This window comes from Neiella holothuriorum, assembly GCF_019457915.1.
Lineage (GTDB): Bacteria > Pseudomonadota > Gammaproteobacteria > Enterobacterales > Neiellaceae > Neiella > Neiella holothuriorum.
This window is the reverse complement of sequence record NZ_JAHZSS010000003.1, coordinates 79511-97686: the sequence shown is the minus strand read 5'-3', so window position 1 is coordinate 97686 and position 18176 is coordinate 79511. Positions and strand designations below refer to the sequence as shown.

Below are 18176 nucleotides of genomic sequence, written 5' to 3'. Positions count from 1 at the left end.
AATCAAGCGAACGAGTGCTAATAAAGTATCCGTTCAACAATACTTAATGGCTGAAATTAATTTCTATTCTCAAGAACAACACGAATAAATTAGTCGATTAACGAGCCTTTATGAGTAAAAACTAAACAACTGTCACGCCTTCAATTTCAACGACAGAGTTGACATTCGCTCGCTCAATGACTTTGAGCAACGTCGTTTGAATCAACTCATTTTCTCGGATGTCTGTTTCACAAGAAAAACGCTGCTCTTGCGCACTCTCGCCTTCATTCATCGTAAATTGAACAACGACTTCTGTGGCAACTTCCTTAGTTGCGCCTAAATACTGCAGGGTAATCGAGGGGTATCCATTGAAACCTTTGTTAACCTGTTTCGCGATACGTTTTTTCGCTTTATCCAAATTCATACAACGTCCTTCTTGTGTTCAAAGCCATTTACTAAACCCAACGCCACCTGTTCGGATGCGTCGTTACCCAATCGTCTTAGAGTCTTTACCCAATGTCACTTTTATCTTGAGGTAAACATTGACTCATTAATACTTTCAGTACGCTGTCATAACGCATCGATTCAGCAATGCCAAAGCCAGCGACTGTTTTTGCTTTTGTACGCGTAAACACTGGCACATTAATACCAACTAAAAATCGCGTGATTAACTCGTTCGACGGCGCTGAGATGCCCCGCTCTTGCAAATGTGCCGTTAACGCCTGGCTAGTTGTTAGCAGCAAATTGGTATCAAGGTGTACGGCTTTCGGTGCCGAAAACTGAGCGGTATGCCCTTTACACACGCTGCAATGGCCGCATTGTTGCGGTGCGTTTTGATCGTCAAAATATTTCGCCAATCCGAAACTTAAGCATCGCGTCGACTGTAAAAAACGCAACAGTAAGGCGATCCGTTTGATTTCACTTTGTTCATGGGTCGAAAAGTGGCCGGAAAGCCGCTTCGCAAGATCATCATCCATGGCTTTAGCGTTAACTGCAAACACCTCGGCGGCGCCCGAAGGTTTTAACTCAATCCAGCTTTGTTCTTTGAAATATTCCAATGCCGCGATAACCCGTTTGCGGTCACCAAGATTGCCCGAGTCTTTGCAGGCCGCATAAATCCCTTCGAAGTCGACGGAGCCCCACGTGCGCTTAAACTGAATGTGTTCGAGAACACATGCGGCAAACCAGCGACGTTCGCCGTCAAAAGTGGCCAAAATCGTACTTTCGTCAGACAGCATTTTCACGGAATAGTCTGCGCTGTAGGTATACAACGGCGTCAACACACCTTGCATTTCCAACTGAACTAAGAGGGTTTTTAGCGTGAGTTGGCGAATGTTTGAGGTGTTAGACAGTTTATAAAGTTGCATTTCCCACTGTTGATGGTCTGGGCGTTGCGCGATGTCATTCAACACCGCTTCAATGGCTGATTGTTCGGGTGTATCGCCGTAAACAAAATTCTCAATGGTATTTAGCGAGTCTAAATTACCTAACACAAAGCAATCTGCAGGCAAGCCATCGCGCCCTGCACGACCAATTTCCTGACTATAGTTTTCAATCGACTTTGGCAGATCGTAATGCACGACATAACGAATGTTCGATTTATCTATGCCCATACCAAATGCAATGGTGGCGACCACAACAGGAATTTCGCCGCGCATAAAGCCATCTTGTATTCGCCAACGCTCGTCATTTTTCATGCCTGCATGGTAAGCACTGGCATTGATACCGGCACGCTGCAAGTTGCTGGCAACCTGCTCTGCTGTTTTCTGCAGGGTCACGTATACAATGCCGCTTTGCCCTTCATACTGATTGAGCAGACGGTGAAGCTCTGAGGCCTTTTCGCTCTCATCCACCGCCACCACATTTAAGTTTAAATTCGAACGGTAAAACCCTGTTTGCACAATGGCATCTGAGGCAATATTGAATTTGTTTGCCATATCCAGCTTTACTTGCTTATTGGCCGTGGCCGTTAACAGCAATGTCTGTGGAATATGTAAGGCTTGCTGATAGCTTGGCAGCTTTAAATAGTCTGGCCGAAAATTATGACCCCATTCAGAAATACAATGGGCTTCATCAACCACCAATAACGAAATATCAACGCCTTCCATTAGCAAACGAAAACGCTCATTTTTAAAGCGCTCAACTGAGACCATCAAAATTTTAAGTTTGTTGCTTTTCACATAGGCAACGACTTGACGATATTCGTCGTAGCTAAGGCTCGAGTCGAGACTTGCTGCAGGAATATGATGCGCAGTTAAAAAATCGAGTTGATCCTTCATGAGCGCCAGCAATGGCGAAACAACTAAGGTTAAGTTTGGCATTTGCATTGCGCAAAACTGATAACACAGCGATTTCCCCGAGCCCGTCGGGAAAATCGCCAGCGCAGAATCGCCAGCTAAAACACGCGAGATAACCTCTTGCTGTCCTTGCCGAAAATGCTCAAAACCAAATTTGTCTTTGAGCGTTGCGGTTAGCGCTGCTGAATGAGGCACAGTTTGAGCACTCATGCCTCAACAACAACGTCATACGAGGTATATTTTCGAATATTGATCACGCCATTTTCAAAAATCAGATACTGGCCTTTGATCCCCACAAGTACATCGTCAATTTGTGGCGCTTTATCAAGGTTGTAGGATTTAACTTTGAGCGGAAACTGGGTAATTGGGTAGTGTATCGGCTGAATCGCTTGGTCGAGGCGTTCAATGGCATCAGCACCGTGCTGTTGAATAATATCAGTGAGCGCATCCTCGATGAGAGGGATCAGCTCCGCGGCCTTTTGGTTCAAATCGATATTTTCATTATTACCTTTCAACATCGCCTGCCAATGGGTTTTATCGGCGACCAACTTGGCTAGCGCAATTTCAACCAAACCAGATACATGACGCGACTTCACTTTAAAGATTGGAAGCCCTTGTGTGGCGCCTTGGTCAATCCAGCGGGTCGGAATTTGGGTATGCCGAGTGATGCCGACTTTGACGCCTGACGTATTCGACAAATAAACATAGTGAGGCACAAAGCAGTTTGCTTCTCCCCAACTCGGCTCGCGGCATGTCCCTTGCGCATAATGGCAGGTTTCGGGCTTCATAATGCACATGTCGCAGCTAGCGAGCTTTTTCATGCACACAAAACAGTGGCCTTGGGAGTAGCTTTTCTTAGTCACCTTGCCGCAATTACAGCAGTTGATCTTGCCGGTGTGACTGAGCTTAAGTTTGCTGCCAATGAGCGGGTTAAGGGGTAACAACTGCTCGCCAACCGGCAATTGATACACAACCTCGTTAGCATCATTCAACGAAGTTTGGAGTTTCTTAAGAGTGCCTTGCATAGTTAACCTTTAAGCCAATTGTTCGCCGCGCAGTATACCGCAGGGCACGCTCAAAGGCTGCGTTAGACATAACACATCAATTGCAAAGCACGCATTACAATTTCCGCAATGCACGATTGGAGAAGAACGGCAGTGCCAATTGTTTCCAAAGTGGCAGTTTCTGGCCTGTGCCCGCCCCCGCATGCTCAATTTGAGGTTTTGCTGAAAAGGTGCCGAACACCCGATCCCATAAAATCACTACACAGCCGTAATTTCTGTTGCTCTCGGCATAGTTTTTAGAATGGTGAAGTTGATGATATTCGGCGGTATTAAAGATCCAACCAAAGACACCTGAGCGCAATGGCATATTAGCGTGGTTGACGTTCACCGAAAGCGTCTTAAATGCCAGTATAACGGCGATCACATCAGTACTAGCGACCAGAAAACTAACCGTGACAGCCATACCAAGCGTTAGGCCAATGAACTCTAATGGATGAGTTCTATTGGTGCGGCCCACACTGATCTTAGAGATATGATGATGAGTTGCATGAATCCGCCAAAAGAACAAAAAGCGGTGCTGCAAACGATGAAGCCAATATGCAATGAATTCGATAATAAGCGTTGCTAGCAGCGCCATCATCAATAAACCGCCGATACTGTGAGCTTCTAGGCTAAGGCTAAATCCCACTGAGTCTCGCAAACGCCCAAATACACTTTGAATCGGCCCTTCGTAATATTCAGTAAAGAATGGAATCCAAAATAGATAGGACGATAGTACCCAGAACACATCGCGAAATAGATCGCCACGGCTAAGCCACCAGTCTTTCCGACGGGGTGATATTCGTTCGCCTAACATGATGACAGGAATGCATAACCACATCATTAACGTCAGTAATATCCATTTATCCATCCACTCATATACGCATACCAACGCCATGAGAATGGTCCCACCGAGTACAAACATCGGTTGCGGCAATGTCCATAAAAACTGTTTCTGAGATTCTGAAAGATGCATGGTAAAACTCCTTTTCAACTGCGCCTTGTTTGGTTTTGGGAAGCTAGTAGCTTTCACATCCCGTTACCCAATTGATGGGTAAATCTCAGCCCTAGCACGCTCTGTGATGATGTAAGAGCGGCAGGTAAGTTGCTTATGCACTGTCTAACGATTATCTATTATTTTGATAACGGCGCCGATTACCTTCGGTCTGGGAACAAGATCCCTTGCCTTAGCACCCGGCGGGAAGCGCTTCACCCGAACGATAGTAGGGCCTCGTCATGAGCACTACTAATAGAAGGCGACGTAACAGCGACATTTAATTATCTTCGGGTGGCAGCATCAACGAACCGTCTAGCGCCATCTGCCGCATTTTTTCTCGTTCATTTTCGAGATAACGTTTCATCACATCAATAGCGGTAAGGAATTCCGGATATTTGCGCAGCGGCTGATACAAAGGGTCATCGATAATGGACAACGCGCCAAAGCCAGCAGCAACATATTCCTTGAACGACAGTACGGCTAAATCAGTTTCTCCCAAAGCCAAATATATTTTGGTTTTCCAGTCATTTTCTCGGTAATTCCAACCGCCATATGGCGGCACTTGAACGACCGCCAAACTCTGATGGAGCAATCGTTCTGCAGCTTGATATCGGCCTTTTGCAATGAATATGCGAGCAACGGCAATGGCGGGAATATAGTTAGTTACATCAATCTCAGCGTTGTCGATAAAAAGTGGGGCAAAGTGCCGCCGATAATACTGTTCAAGCACGTCAAGTCGATTCAGCGCTATCCCTTCGGCCACGACGTCATAAATCACCACAGGAAAAACAAATTCGTCAATATCGCTCGCCATATAGGCATCAAACGCACCATTTCGGTTGCCGTTGAACAATTCGATGATGACGTTCGAAAATTCAGCGTTATTGGCATCCGGTGCTAGCTTTACCGCGTGCCTTAACCAGCGACTAGCTATCTCGGTTTCGCCCACCATAACGTACGCAGTGGACATGACCATGGCATTAAAGGGCATATTAGGATCTAACCGTAAACTCTCGCTCAATAACGATTGGGATTGTGCAAGGTGATGGCCCATCCAATAGTAAATATCCGATTTAGCTCGGTACGCCGGCGCTAAGTTAGGTGATCGCGCCAACACCAAGTCGACCAGCTGCAACGCCGAGTCAAATCGCCCGGAGTTCGTCAGCGCACTCACCAGTGCCAATGCAATGTTATCGTCGCGGGGTGCAGTTCGTCTCGCTTCGGTCAATACATCGGTCGCTTTAAATGGCGCATTACGCCGCCACAACAAAAATAAGCCGTATTCGTGCAACGCTTTTGCGTTGTTCGGGTTCAGTGAAATAGCATGTTGAAACGCTTGTTCCGCCTCACTGAATAGTGCCTTATTGCTGTTAAGTACCGCACGCGCTGTGTGGGCATCACTTGAATGCGGGGTTAAATCCAGCGCCCTTTTGACACTGTCGCTGGCACTTTCGATCTGGGCTGCCGTTGGTAAGCCAGCCCAATAAATAAGGCCCAACCGCGCAAGGGCCAACTCGGCATAAGCTGAAGCAAAGTTAGGGTCTAATGCAATGGCACGTTCGAGTAACCGGCTTCCTTCAATAAAGCCTTGGCGGGTACCTCGGTCGAACATGGCTTTAGCTCTGAAATATGCCTCTAATGCCTGTAAATTTGTGGTGGGAAAAGGCGTATCTAGTGCTGCATCACTAGGCGCGAGAATAAGATTTAATTGCGTGACGATAGACAAGGCGATGTCATGTTGAATCGTAAAAATATTTTCAGCGCTCAAGGTTCGCGTATAGGTCTCTGCCCATAGTTGCTCATTGGTATTTGCCTCAATCAATTGAACGGCAATACGAATATGATCGCCCGCTCGCTGCACACTACCTTCAAGAAGATGCTCCACCGCTAACTCATTAGCGATCTCAGTTAAACTCTGTTGGCTAGCGCGGTAATGCATTACAGACGATTGGGAAATCGTTTTTAGACCGTGAATTTTTGAAATTTGAGTGAGTAAATCGCCATGAATGCCATCGGTAAAATAATCGTCTGTCGTTGACCGCGTTAAGTTTTTAAACGGCAGGATGGCAATCGAGCGCTGCCCCACCAGACTTGTCGAATCCATTAGCGGCAGAGTCGTCGCCTTGTGAAATGGGCCGAGAACAAAAGCCACTGCGGCAATCACGATCAGAGTGACAACTATCAAGGCCACCCAAACCATCGGCATCCACTTGGTGGATTGAGCGTTTGACGAGTCGAGCTTGGCCTGTTCCACAACAAATGGCGGCGAGGCCGCGTTTGGCGCTTCTGTCGCCAACACATTTTCCTTTTCGCCTTTTTCCACAACGGCGACAAATTGATAGCCACGACCATGCACGGTTTTTATAACGCGCTGGTCGTGGCCGTTATCGCCAAGCGCAGCACGCGCGAGCTTGATGTGATTGCTTAATGTGGCATCAGAGACCGTTACTCCCGCCCATAACTCAGTGAAAAACTCAGCTCGGGGCACGACCCTGTTGGGGTTAGCAATAAGGTAGGCAACAACATCAAAAACCTTTGGCTCAACTGCAATCAATCGCCCCTTGCAGGTTAGCCGATATTCATCCGTATTGACTTCATAGGCACCAAACCGGTAAATCATGGCGACATCCAACCAACACCTAATTTGCTTCGTTCAATTGCCAAATGTGAAGCTAGCGTGCGTAGGCGAATACCTGTTGCGACACGACGCAACAAGCACTTAGTTGTGCCTAGCTCTAAAGTTTTACTCTCCATGACGCTCCAGTTTCCTTGAGTCGATAGACGCTTATGCGACCTTTGCTTGTTCTAGTATGCGCTTCATGTGACGCAGGTTAGAGCCGCAGCAGCCTCCCAATATGGTAAAGTGAGGAAATTGCTGACGCAGCTTGGCGACCTGCATTCCCAGCTCATTAGGATCACCATCATCTAGCGTCTCTGAATCATTCAGTTCAGCATGACTACACCGAGAAGCATTGACCACCACGCCTCTTAAACGCTGCAACCAAACACCATCACTAAATGTATTCAGCAAGTGCTCCGGATGGGCACAATTGATCAGGAAATAGATCGCCTTACCATAGGTTTCGTCATCTACTTGTTCAATAGCGTCTTTAACCGACATGCCGGTTGGTAGTCGCCCGTCAGTTTCAACCGTAAATGAAATAGCGACTGGCAACTTATACTTTGTGGCCGCTCTCACGATGCCCGATGCTTCTTCGGGATAACACAAGGTGAACCCGCTGATGAAGTCCACTTCGGTTTGCGAATACACTTGAATTTGTTCGGCATGGTAGTGTTCCGCTTGCTCAGTCGTCATCCTATCGTCAGCAGTATAGCCGTCGCCTCGTGGGCCAACCTGTCCTGAGAGCACCGTTGGCAGATCTCCCATTTTTTGTCTTACATCGACAAGAAGATCAATGGCGGCCATATTGAAGTGTTTTAAGTCATAGGGCGTAAAGCCGAGCGCAGCGCCTCGATCTCGGTTGGCCACCCAAGTTACCGAATCTAAAATTAACCCTACGTTTTGCTCGCGGGCTAGCTCGGCCAATTGGCAGTAATAATTACGGATTAAATTTTTATGTTGCGGGTTAAGTAACAAGGGATACGAAGCAAACCCCGGTAAATCAATGCCATCGCGAAATAGAATCTCCGTGTCCATGCCGGTATAGCATGCAAAAATATCCGCACCGAGATGAGGCAGGTTATGTCGATAAAGCGCCATGTTAGTCCCCTCCTAGCACAGTTAGCGCAAGATTCATCAGTGCGATATCCATTTACAGTTAAGCATTGCGTTGACGCTTACGTATCGTCCACTCGGCTTTCATCTGCAACGCTCGCGTGCGTATCGAGCCATACACCCACTCATGTTGTGGTAGCTCATCGATTGGCTAGCGTGAATTCCGCTAAATTAGCCGCATTAGTGCGCTTAACAGCAACCCGCAGCGGGATGGAAGGCTTCGTAATATAGCTTTTTATGCACCTTTTGTGCCTGTGATGGTATATACCAGTGGGATGTCTTGCTCGAGGTGTTTGAGATAGAACTTACCCGTTTCTCGCTCAGTCATACCATCAAAACAATTGTAAGGGCTGTACGGGTATTCATTGAATTGTTCGATCTGAATACCCGCTTGAATCAACGCACAAATGACTTCGCTTAGCGGGTGTGCCCAAGTTATAACTGTTTGCGTGTCACCTGGGTCATTTTCTGTATACGTCCCCTCTTCCTCAATATCTGGGGTTAAATTATGAAAGTAGGAATAGCCTGACAACACGTCATGAAACGGATGAAATTCGGCGATATAAAAGGTTCCACCAGGTTTCAAACTGCGCGCGACAACATTTGCCCAATGCGCTAGATCGGGCAACCAGCAAAGCGCCCCATACGAGGTAAAAACAACATCGTATTGCTCGGTTGAGTTTTCACCAAAACTATAGAGATCGGAACAAATAAAACGAGCATCTAACGCCGTTTGCTTCGCCAGTAAATTTGCCTTATCAATGGCTGTTGACGATAGGTCGACCCCAGTTACTTTTGCCCCCAAACGGGCCCAAGACAGCGTATCTAAACCAAAATGACATTGTAAATGCAGCAAGGTTTTACCTGCCACTGGCCCCAATTCGCGCAACTCTATGTCTTGAAGCGACGTATTTCCTTGTAAAAACCGGTCAACATCGTAGAACTTCGACGCAACGTGGATTTCTGTTCTTTTGTTCCACGACTCTTTGTTGATTTTTAGGTAATCCACTACAAGCTCCTTCGGTCTAAGTGAACAAAAAATAGCGAGGCGATGCCGGTTTTAGCACTGCCAATGGCGGGTGAATCGGACTTCATCGGCCCAATGACATTTCACGAGGGAGTTCGCAAAACTTGAAATCTCATCACCAATGCAATTAACGTTATAAAATCGACATTTGCTTCGCAAGTTCGTGCAAGATGATGATCATCGCTCCCATTTTAGGTGGAAGTAGACTTGTCAGGCACTCTTTTTAGTAACCAAGAATGTCGGCTGAACCACATAAAAAATCTATGGAGAATACCTTGATGAATGAGCAAATCAGGCACTATCAAGATAAGTTGAACTATGAAATTGACTCGTGGGATCTCTATGTCTCGCTCACTGAGAATCAACATATTGTTGTGATCGACGCCCGCTCGCCAGAAGCTTTTGCCCTGCAGCATATTCCTGGAGCCATCAACATTCCTCATCGAACCATGACCGAAGAAACCACTCAACAGCTCGATAAAGACGCTGTTTACGTCAGTTATTGCGACGGTATTGGCTGTAATGCATCAACTAAAGGCGCGCTTAAGCTGGCCCAGCTTGGTTTCAAGGTAAAAGAACTATTGGGCGGTTTGGATTGGTGGCTCAGAGATGGCTACGCGACCGACGGTAGTCAAGCTTCGACCGGCAAAGATGTTGTTTGTGGCTGCTAAAAGCCACCCGTGGAGCGCTTCCACTAAAGAGCCCTTGCTGTGATTGTCGTCATCGCATTTGGGCTTTTAATGGCTGGCTTTTGTTTATGGATGGTCTACAACCCGCACTCGTTTGCCGATGGCATCATTCGATTTAGCCAACAGCGCCACTTCCATTTATTCGAGATTATCAGCCGGATCACGATCGGCGCATTGTTTGTCGCGTTGGCGCACCAAACCGCTATCCCCACAATCATAACGGTGTTGGGTTATTTGTTAATTTGTGTCGGTGTTGGCTTGCTGCTTACACCGCCTCGATTTCATCAGCAGTTCGCGGTTTGGGCTGCCACTAAATTCGCTAACGTTTTTCGCATTATTGGCGTGCTAGGTGTTGTCCTAGCACTTGCTTTTATCTGGTCTGCGGTCGCCCCATTCGGCTAAACAGCGCAATTGCTGATAAATTTTACGGTCTATCTATTCAACTTTATAGCCGAGACCGTAAATGGAGTGGATCAAATCATCTTCGTCCGACTCGGCATCAATTTTCTTACGTAAGTTTTTGATATGGCTATCAATCGTCCGATTGCTAACCACGCGCATATCGTCATAGCAGGCACGCATCAGCAACTCGCGACTAAACACCCGGCCGGGTTTAGCCAACATGGTTTGCAGTAGTGCAAATTCTACCGGTGTTAAAATCACCGTATTGCCGGCGACTTCGCAGCGAAATTGATCCGCATCCAGTACCACTTCTCGATAACGCATAACTTTTTGGCTTTGAGATTGTTCGCTATTTGCCAACTCCGAAGTATGTTCAATCCGCCGCAAAATGGTTTTCACCCGCGCAACAACTTCTCGCGGTAAGAATGGTTTGCACACGTAATCATCGGCGCCGAACTCTAACCCAAGCAAGCGATCAATTTCGTCAACACGAGCAGTCAGCATCATGATAGGCACTTGCGAAAATTTTCTAATGTCTTTGCATAGCGTTAAGCCATCCACAACCGGCAACATCACATCGAGAATGATGAAATCGGGCTTCTGATCACGCACAGCGCCAACAACCCCCTCGCCACTATAAAACGTGGTGGTTTGATAATTGGATTGCTCTAGGTAATCAACCAAGACCTGAGCAATTTTTTGTTCGTCTTCAACGATAAATACAAGGGGTTGTGACATATAAGGTTTACCTCAGGCTACCCTGTTCAAATGCTATCAATTCAGCAAAAGGGGCAATTTAACATTAACTTCCAATCCGCCAATGGCCGATGGCGTGGCATTGATGGAGCCGTGATGTGCTTCGACAATATTTTTACAGATGGCAAGGCCAAGGCCTGCACCGGATTCTCGTCGTTGCCTCGACGAGTCTTGCCGATACAAGGGTTCGAATAACTGCTCACACACCTCTGGTTGTACCGAAGGAGCCGAGTCACGCACCGACAAACACACCTGTTGACCGCACGCTTCCAAGACCAGTTGGATCTGGCCCGGCTGATCAGTATAGGCAATGGCGTTTTCTAGCAGATTAGTAATCAATTGCTGCAAACGTTGCTCGTCACCATTGACCATAAACGCTTGTGTGGCGCTAACGGTTAAGGTTAGCCCTCGCCCTTTGCAACGTTCGACTATCGAGTCGGCCGACAGTTGAACAAGTTCAGATAAATCCAAATTTTCAAACCGGTATCGCAGGCCACCAATGTCAGACAATGAAAGCTGATATAAGTCATCGACTAAACGGCGTAAGCGCGCGATCTCCTGATCAATTGACATGAGTTGCTGATGATCGAACGGCCGAATGCCGTCTTTAATGGCTTCCAACTCGCCGGTGAGCACGGTCATCGGCGTACGCAATTCATGGCTAATATCCGCAATCCAGCGCTGCCTTGCCGACTGGTTTTTCTCCAAACTAAACGCAAGGTGATCCATATCGGTCATTAATTGGCCTAGTTCATCGGTTTGTTTGCCATCAAGACGTGCGGTGTAATCGCCCTTCGACAAACGCGATACGTTAGCAATCATTTGCCGAATAGGGCCAAGAATACGACCTGACACAAAAAACGCTACCGCGCCAGCCAACGCTAAACAAGCTAGCGCCGCCAATAATGACGTGATCAATTGTTGGCGAGAAAAGGCGGTTTCCTCTGGTGAATCAAAGTGATACTTGGGCGCACTTAACAAGGTAGCAACCTGAATTTTCCCGACCATAACGGGTACACGAATCGCATTGTCATCTAGCGCTTCAAGGCTATCAGCAACAATCACATTGCCGTTCATATCGTGCAATTGAGTTGGCGGTGGCCCACCAATTGGAGGACCGCCTTGTGGGCCCGGCCCACGCGGAGGAAAACGACTTGGCCCGCCATCGGCCGCTGAACGTGCACCTCGCGGCGGAGGCGGCTCTCGGCGTGCGCGTGGTGGTGGCAGAAAGTCGCCACCGTCTCCGCGAGCCATCACCGCGGACATGTTCAACATCCAGTTGAACTGAGAGCGCGTCATGGTATCCCAGCTCTCGTTTTGGGCTACATACAGTTCAGAGAGCATGCTACTTAGGCTTTCTAGGCGAGAGGTTTCAATGGCGTTTACGTATTCAAGAAAGCCGCGCTCAAAACTCCAACGGGCCAAACCAAGCATCAGCAACAGCACAAATACGGTAATGCCCAGAAAGGCACCGTTTAGCTTTTTCGATAGTGTCAAAACAACACCACCAGCGCGTTATACGGTAATATCAACTAAGCCCCCTTCGGGCATGCCTTGTTCAAAAATATCTTTAATCCGAGACAATGTATTCGCTTGCTCATCGTCTGACAAGTTACCTTCGCTCATCTCGTTAAGTAGTGTATTGAGCTCGCTCAGCATTTCTTCAGTGATACTCAGAGAAGCGACTTGCTCACCTGGCGGTGGTGGTGGAGGAGGCCCATCCATGCCAGCAGAATCACCAATTGCTTTTGCATCAAACCCCAGTTCATCGAGTTGCGCGGCGAATGCTTCACTGGGCTGGATACCCGCTTCACTGAAGGTTTCAACAATCGCTTTTGCGTCGGCTTCCGTTAAATTATCAGCATCATATTGCTCAAGCGTTTCGGTAATGAGTTGAGACTGCTCTTCAGTGAGAGTCGTGCTGTTTTGCCCTTTGGGCGGAGGCGGCATCATGTTACTCATTGAGCCTTGAATAGACGTCATAGTAGTTTCCTTGTTGGTATTATTCATGATGAACGAAACAGAAATCCTGAGGCATTGCTAGCAATGCCTCAGGATCCGAAAACCGATAACTAACTGCCGCCGCGGACTAGTCGCACATAATTGAATATGCGAATGGCATCGCCCTGAGGCCCATGGCCTTGCGGGTAATCAGCAGGGTCGCCCACTTTAGGATCACTGCGTTGGCAGCCTGCCCCATGAACGTCAATCCACGAGTCACTGTTAGTATCAAAGCCAAGACAGCGACCAAACGCGACGTAGGCTGCCGCGCCGCCAGCGCTGTCAGTCCAGTTTTTATGGGTTGTGCTGGTCCAGTAAAATGGATAGTCCAGTTCACCGGCTTCGTTGATGATGGCCGTGCTATCAAATTCAGCGGCAATGGCTGGCGAATTTGAGGTGACTGGCGAACGGCTGTAGTCGACCAAACTTTGCAGCTCTTTCGCATTCGGTAAGCGCCAGTCGCTATAACCCAATAAGCTCGCTTCATTTTGCTGTTGTACGTAGGCCAATGCATCATGCCAATTTAAGCCAACGCCGGAATCATGTTGCTGCCACATCAAGCTTGTTGTTAGGTCTGTGATGGTGCCGTCGTTATGATCAACGAGCTGGTTTTCGCCATAGCCGCTTTCGCCACGCACATAAATAACGTAGAAATCTTTGTCCGAACCGAGCAGGCTTAAGCCATACCCTTTGATACGGCCATCGGCGAAGTTAACGCCAAACAAGGTACCGCCCCCGAGAATAGAGTCACCACCGTTTGCCGTTTCGTCTACATACAAGGTGCTGGAGGCAAATTGCGCATCAATAAGGCGTTCTTCCGCAGCCGTATCGCCGTAAGCAAAATCAAAATAGTCCCGGTCGATAAAGGCAATCAGGTTGGATGTGTCGGTTCCGTCATAGCCGCTCGGATCGGTGCCACGGAAGTCCATTAGGGAATACAATTCTTTGATGGTCGGTAAGCGCCAATCATCGTAGCCAGCGTAACTTAAAGGCAACTGATCGGTAGCCTGCTCATAAGTCAACTTGTCGTTGATATCGATGACGCCATCGCCATTTTGATCAGGGCTCTGCTGCCACATCAATCCGGTGTTGTAATCAGTAACGGTGCCATCACCATTGAGTTGTAAATCAAAGGTCAAGCCAAGCTGTTGTGCATCTTGTCCATAGAATGATTCATCTTGGTTGGGGCAAGTGATTTCATTTGTGTTGTCAAAACACAACAGCTGGCCTGTATCAACCACCTGTAACTTGGCCAGAGGTAATTCCGCCGTTGAACCAGAGCTACCGCTATCGGTTGTATAAGTTACCGAATTTTGAGTGTCTGAGCCGGAGCCGCTGCTTCCACATCCGTATAGCAGCGCAGAAAGAACAAGGCCAAAGCTAAGACCATTTCGAACACTGCCCATACAGCTGCCCTATGTAAATTGACGATAGGGACAAGGTAATGATCAATTATGAAGAAACTGTGCAGCCGACGAGGAGTGTTTGTGCAACATTTGACTAACCAAAGGTCTATCAAATTTTTTACAAAAAAAGCCAAGCATCTCAGCTTGGCTTAGTGAATTCAGGTGAGCAGGCAACGAGCGGCGTTACTCCTGAACCTCATGCTTACGCAATTCTCGTCGAAGTATCTTACCAACATTCGATTTAGGTAAGTCATCGCGGAACTCCACTTGCTTCGGGATTTTATAAGCAGTTAAGTGCTTGCGACAGTGCTGGATCAAGGCAGACTCGGTCAATTCAGGGCTTCGTTTCACCACAAATATTTTTACTGATTCGCCAGTTACTTCGTGCGGAATACCAATCGCGGCGCTTTCCACCACATCAGGGTGCATGGCAACCACATCTTCGATTTCATTCGGAAAGACATTAAAGCCACTCACCAGAATCATGTCTTTGATGCGATCGACAATGTAGAAGTAGCCTTCATCGTCCACCTTGGCAACATCACCAGTGCGAAGCCAGCCGTCTTCAACAATCACTTCGTCAGTTGCATCGGGGCGGCCCCAATAGCCTTGCATCACCTGAGGCCCTTTGACCCAAAGCTCGCCAGACTCACCTGGACCAATATCATTGCCTTCGTCATCCACCAAGCGCATATCCGTGGAAGGCGCTGGTAGTCCAATACTGCCGTTGTAACTGGGTTGATTCAGTGGCGATACCGTGACTAGCGGGCAGCATTCGGTCAGGCCATAACCTTCAAGCAATACCGCGCCGGTGACATCTTGCCATCGTTCAGCAACCGCTCGCTGAACCGCCGCACCACCGCCGATGGCTAGTTTAAAGCGGCTAAAGTCCATTGCTCTGAAGTCATCATTGTTGAGTAGTGCATTGAATAATGTATTTACCCCCGTCATGACGGTAAACGGATACCGCGAAAGCTCTTTAACAAAGCCAGGAATGTCACGAGGGTTGGTAATGAGCAAATTGGCGCAACCGTATTTCATAAAGGTTAGGCAGTTCGCGGTCAACGCAAAGATATGATAGAGCGGCAACGCCGTGACGATAAATTCTTTGCCCGGCACAATAGCAGGGCTGACCACCGCGGCAACTTGCTCTAAGTTACCGACCATATTGCCGTGCGACAACATCGCGCCCTTTGCTACGCCCGTAGTGCCACCCGTGTATTGCAAGAATGCCAAGTCGTCATGCGTAATACTCGGTTTCACGTAAGTCAGTTGATGACCCTTGGCTAACGCACGACGCATCGATAACGCGCCAGGTAGGTCGTATTTGGGCACCATCTTCTTGACGTAACGAACCACAAAGTTAACCAATGTTCGTTTGACCGGTGCCAGTAGATCACCCAGCTTGGTCAAAATAACGTGTTGTACCGGCGTTTCACGAACCACTTTTTCAAGGGTGTGGGCAAAGTTAGATACGATCACAATCGCCTTCGCACCGGAGTCATTTAGCTGATGCTTGAGTTCACGTGGTGTATACAAGGGATTCACGTTGACGACGACCATGCCGGCGCGCAAGGCACCAAACAGCGCAATGGGATATTGCAGCAAGTTGGGCATCATAATGGCAACACGATCACCTTTCTCAAGTTTTAGTTCGTGTTGCAAGTACGCGGCGAATGCGCGGCTTTGCTCTTCCAAACTGCGAAAGGTTTGAACAGCACCCATATTAATGAACGCTGGCTGATCCGGATATTTTCGGACCGACTCTTCAAAGATATCGACCAGTGAGGTGTAGTGTTCGGGGTTAATGGTTTCAGGAACCCCTTCTGGATAATTTTTTAGCCAGATCTTCTCCACTGCGCTCTCCTGCAATGTTGTTTTTTTTTAGATTATCGATTGAGTGTAACTGCAAAAACTCCAGCCAATGTTAACTTTGGAGGAATTCAGCTAGAGCTAACACTCTAATGTTGGAATCGTGACACAATTTTGCGAAATCGCATCGATTGTTATGCTCAGCTTGAGAGCTAGCGCATATTTTCAATCAAGCGTTTGAATTTTAGTTGGCGACAAATTCATCGATAAGCTCGGCAAGATCATCGGGGCGTGTCATATGCACATGATGGCCGCCTGGTAGCACTACTTTTTGTATGGATTTAAAACATGAGCGGCGTTGTTCAAGCAGCTGACGTACTTGCGCATAGCCTTGATCAGCAATAACGGTTAGCACGTCGCATTCTATATTCGATAATAACTGTTGTGCTTGTAACTCAGTCATGCGCATTGCCGATAACGCTTTTAAGCGTGGATCGTAGCGCCAGCGCAGCTGCTGATTCGAAGCTTCCACATTGCGCTCCACTAATAGCGTCACCAGTGCATCGTTTAAATCAGGCGATGCCTGTTGCCGAGTTTTAACGACGTCTTCCAATGTGTCGAAATGACGCGCCAGTTTATTGCGGGTTCGCGTGCGACTCAGCAAGCCTTTACGCAACATAGCGGTTGCTTGTTCGGGCTCGACGGTTAACGGTCCGGCGCCTTCAATTAAGATCAGCTTGCTGACTTTTTCCGGAAATGCCGCCGCAACTAAGGTATTGACCAATGCGCCCATGGAATGACCTAGCAAAATCACCGGACCAATTTGCGCGTCCAACACCTGCAGTAAGGTGTCGGCCCAATCAACAAAGTGATAATTGCTATGCTCGGCGATGTGATCTGATAAGCCATGACCAGGCCAGTCGAATGCGAGGAGTTGATAGTTGGTTAATCGTTTAGCCAGTGGCAGAAACGAGTTAGCGTTATCAAGCCAACCATGAGTTGCCACAATCAAAGGCGTGTCGGGCGTGGCGTTTGGTGGGCGGTGCAACCAGCCAGCGAGCGTTAAGCCCGCCAGCTCATAGTGCCAAGGGTGTTGCATGGTCGTTATGGTTTAACGAACTTCAAGGTCATGCGGTCACTTTCACCAATCGCTAGATATTTGTCTTTATCTTGATCTTTTAGACGTAGCGAAGGCGGCAACGTCCAAACGCCTTTCGGGTGATCTTTGGTGTCTTTGGCGTTGGCGTTAATTTCTGAACTCGCTTGTAACGAAAAACCAGCCGCTTCAATCAACGCAATCGCTTCATTCTGATTAATGTAGCCCGTGCCTCTAAGTTCTTCATTGGTTTTTGAAGGCAAGCTGCGGTGTTGAACCACACCAAACACGCCGCCTGGCTTTAACGCGCGGTATACCGACGCGACAACATCTTGCAAATTACCATCACGATGCCAACCGTGCAGACTGCGGAAGCTCACCACCATATCCACGCTATTCGGCTCAGCGAGCTTACTCGCTTCTGGCGGATAAAATTCAACGACTTGTATATCACCCCACCAGTCTTTGTTCATTTCTACTTTTTTGAGGAATTTCTTACCTGCGCGCACGTAATACGATTTTTCATCGCCAGTTGTTACAAAGTTAGCCGCAATAAACTGACCTTCTGCTTTTAAATAAGGTGCCAAAATAGCGGTGTACCAAGCGCCAGCGCCCGGTGCCAACTCAATGACCGTATCCGTTGGTTTAATGCCGAAAAAACTGAGGGTTTGGGTTGGGTGCCGATACATATCACGCTTAGCCGCATCGCCACGGCGTTCATCAGCCACAACCTCTGTTAATTGCGGATCTGCCGATACCTGAGCGGAAATAACTGCCGCCGAGAGCAACGTACAGAAACTTAGGCCGGTAGCTATTTTTTTAGTCCACGAGCGTCCTAACATAGGGTTATTCCTTTATTGAGATTTATTGTCATTACGGAAGAGTACGGGCGATAACATAAGGGAATTTCAGTCAAAATAGCCAGCCCTATTCAT

The 18176-nt window shown here is 47.8% G+C and carries 17 protein-coding genes; 2 read left to right on the top strand and 15 right to left on the bottom strand.

The genetic code is table 11. The features are described from left to right. Positions 1-121: 121 nt before the first annotated feature. The 8 genes from K0504_RS03985 to K0504_RS03950 form a co-directional block, all read right to left on the bottom strand. Complete coding sequence (locus K0504_RS03985) at positions 122-403, bottom strand: hypothetical protein (RefSeq protein WP_220102870.1); 282 nt, start codon at positions 401-403, stop codon at positions 122-124. A gap of 85 nt (positions 404-488) precedes the next feature. After that, positions 489-2486: a RecQ family ATP-dependent DNA helicase gene (locus tag K0504_RS03980; RefSeq protein ID WP_220102869.1), complete on the bottom strand. Its 1998-nt coding sequence runs from the start codon at positions 2484-2486 to the stop codon at positions 489-491. Then, positions 2483-3301 (bottom strand): DUF2797 domain-containing protein, encoded by an 819-nt coding sequence (locus K0504_RS03975; protein WP_220102868.1) that lies wholly within the window; start codon positions 3299-3301, stop codon positions 2483-2485. The genes K0504_RS03980 and K0504_RS03975 overlap by 4 nt, the downstream gene beginning before the upstream one ends. Positions 3302-3395: 94 nt before the next feature. Further along, entirely contained in the window at positions 3396-4295 is a 900-nt protein-coding gene (locus K0504_RS03970) for a sterol desaturase family protein (RefSeq protein WP_220102867.1), read from the bottom strand. Between the two features lie 298 nt (positions 4296-4593). After that, positions 4594-6936, bottom strand: a complete 2343-nt coding sequence (locus K0504_RS03965) for a winged helix-turn-helix domain-containing protein (protein WP_220102866.1) — start codon at positions 6934-6936, stop codon at positions 4594-4596. After that, positions 6933-7070 (bottom strand): hypothetical protein, encoded by a 138-nt coding sequence (locus tag K0504_RS03960; protein ID WP_220102865.1) that lies wholly within the window; start codon positions 7068-7070, stop codon positions 6933-6935. The genes K0504_RS03965 and K0504_RS03960 overlap by 4 nt, the downstream gene beginning before the upstream one ends. Before the next feature lie 31 nt (positions 7071-7101). Next, a complete protein-coding gene (locus K0504_RS03955) occupies positions 7102-8037 on the bottom strand; it encodes a homocysteine S-methyltransferase family protein (RefSeq protein ID WP_220102864.1) in 936 nt (311 codons plus the stop codon). Positions 8038-8287: 250 nt separating this feature from the next. Further along, a complete protein-coding gene (locus tag K0504_RS03950) occupies positions 8288-9061 on the bottom strand; it encodes a class I SAM-dependent methyltransferase (RefSeq protein ID WP_220102863.1) in 774 nt (257 codons plus the stop codon). Positions 9062-9357: 296 nt separating this feature from the next. Here K0504_RS03950 and K0504_RS03945 point away from each other — a divergent pair, with 296 nt between their 5' ends. Continuing rightward, positions 9358-9750: a rhodanese-like domain-containing protein gene (locus K0504_RS03945; protein ID WP_220102862.1), complete on the top strand. Its 393-nt coding sequence runs from the start codon at positions 9358-9360 to the stop codon at positions 9748-9750. 39 nt (positions 9751-9789) lie between these two features. After that, positions 9790-10170 carry a hypothetical protein gene (locus K0504_RS03940; RefSeq protein ID WP_220102861.1) on the top strand — a complete coding sequence of 127 codons (381 nt, stop codon included), beginning with the start codon at positions 9790-9792 and terminating at the stop codon, positions 10168-10170. Positions 10171-10203: 33 nt separating this feature from the next. Here K0504_RS03940 and K0504_RS03935 read toward each other — a convergent pair whose 3' ends face one another. From K0504_RS03935 to K0504_RS03905, 7 genes are all read right to left on the bottom strand, one after another. After that, on the bottom strand, positions 10204-10908 hold the full coding sequence (locus K0504_RS03935) for a response regulator (protein WP_220102860.1): 705 nt from the start codon (positions 10906-10908) through the stop codon (positions 10204-10206). A 36-nt stretch (positions 10909-10944) separates the two neighbouring features. Next, positions 10945-12423 carry an ATP-binding protein gene (locus tag K0504_RS03930; RefSeq protein WP_220102859.1) on the bottom strand — a complete coding sequence of 493 codons (1479 nt, stop codon included), beginning with the start codon at positions 12421-12423 and terminating at the stop codon, positions 10945-10947. A gap of 18 nt (positions 12424-12441) precedes the next feature. Beyond that, positions 12442-12909 (bottom strand): hypothetical protein, encoded by a 468-nt coding sequence (locus K0504_RS03925; RefSeq protein WP_220102858.1) that lies wholly within the window; start codon positions 12907-12909, stop codon positions 12442-12444. Positions 12910-12998: 89 nt separating this feature from the next. Continuing rightward, positions 12999-14333 (bottom strand): Lcl C-terminal domain-containing protein, encoded by a 1335-nt coding sequence (locus K0504_RS03920; RefSeq protein WP_220102857.1) that lies wholly within the window; start codon positions 14331-14333, stop codon positions 12999-13001. Positions 14334-14516: 183 nt separating this feature from the next. After that, positions 14517-16190 carry a long-chain-fatty-acid--CoA ligase FadD gene (fadD, locus tag K0504_RS03915; protein WP_220102856.1) on the bottom strand — a complete coding sequence of 558 codons (1674 nt, stop codon included), beginning with the start codon at positions 16188-16190 and terminating at the stop codon, positions 14517-14519. Between the two features lie 199 nt (positions 16191-16389). Then, positions 16390-17244 carry an alpha/beta fold hydrolase gene (locus tag K0504_RS03910; RefSeq protein WP_220102855.1) on the bottom strand — a complete coding sequence of 285 codons (855 nt, stop codon included), beginning with the start codon at positions 17242-17244 and terminating at the stop codon, positions 16390-16392. Positions 17245-17249: 5 nt separating this feature from the next. Next, positions 17250-18083, bottom strand: a complete 834-nt coding sequence (locus K0504_RS03905) for a class I SAM-dependent methyltransferase (RefSeq protein WP_220102854.1) — start codon at positions 18081-18083, stop codon at positions 17250-17252. Positions 18084-18176 lie beyond the last annotated feature (93 nt).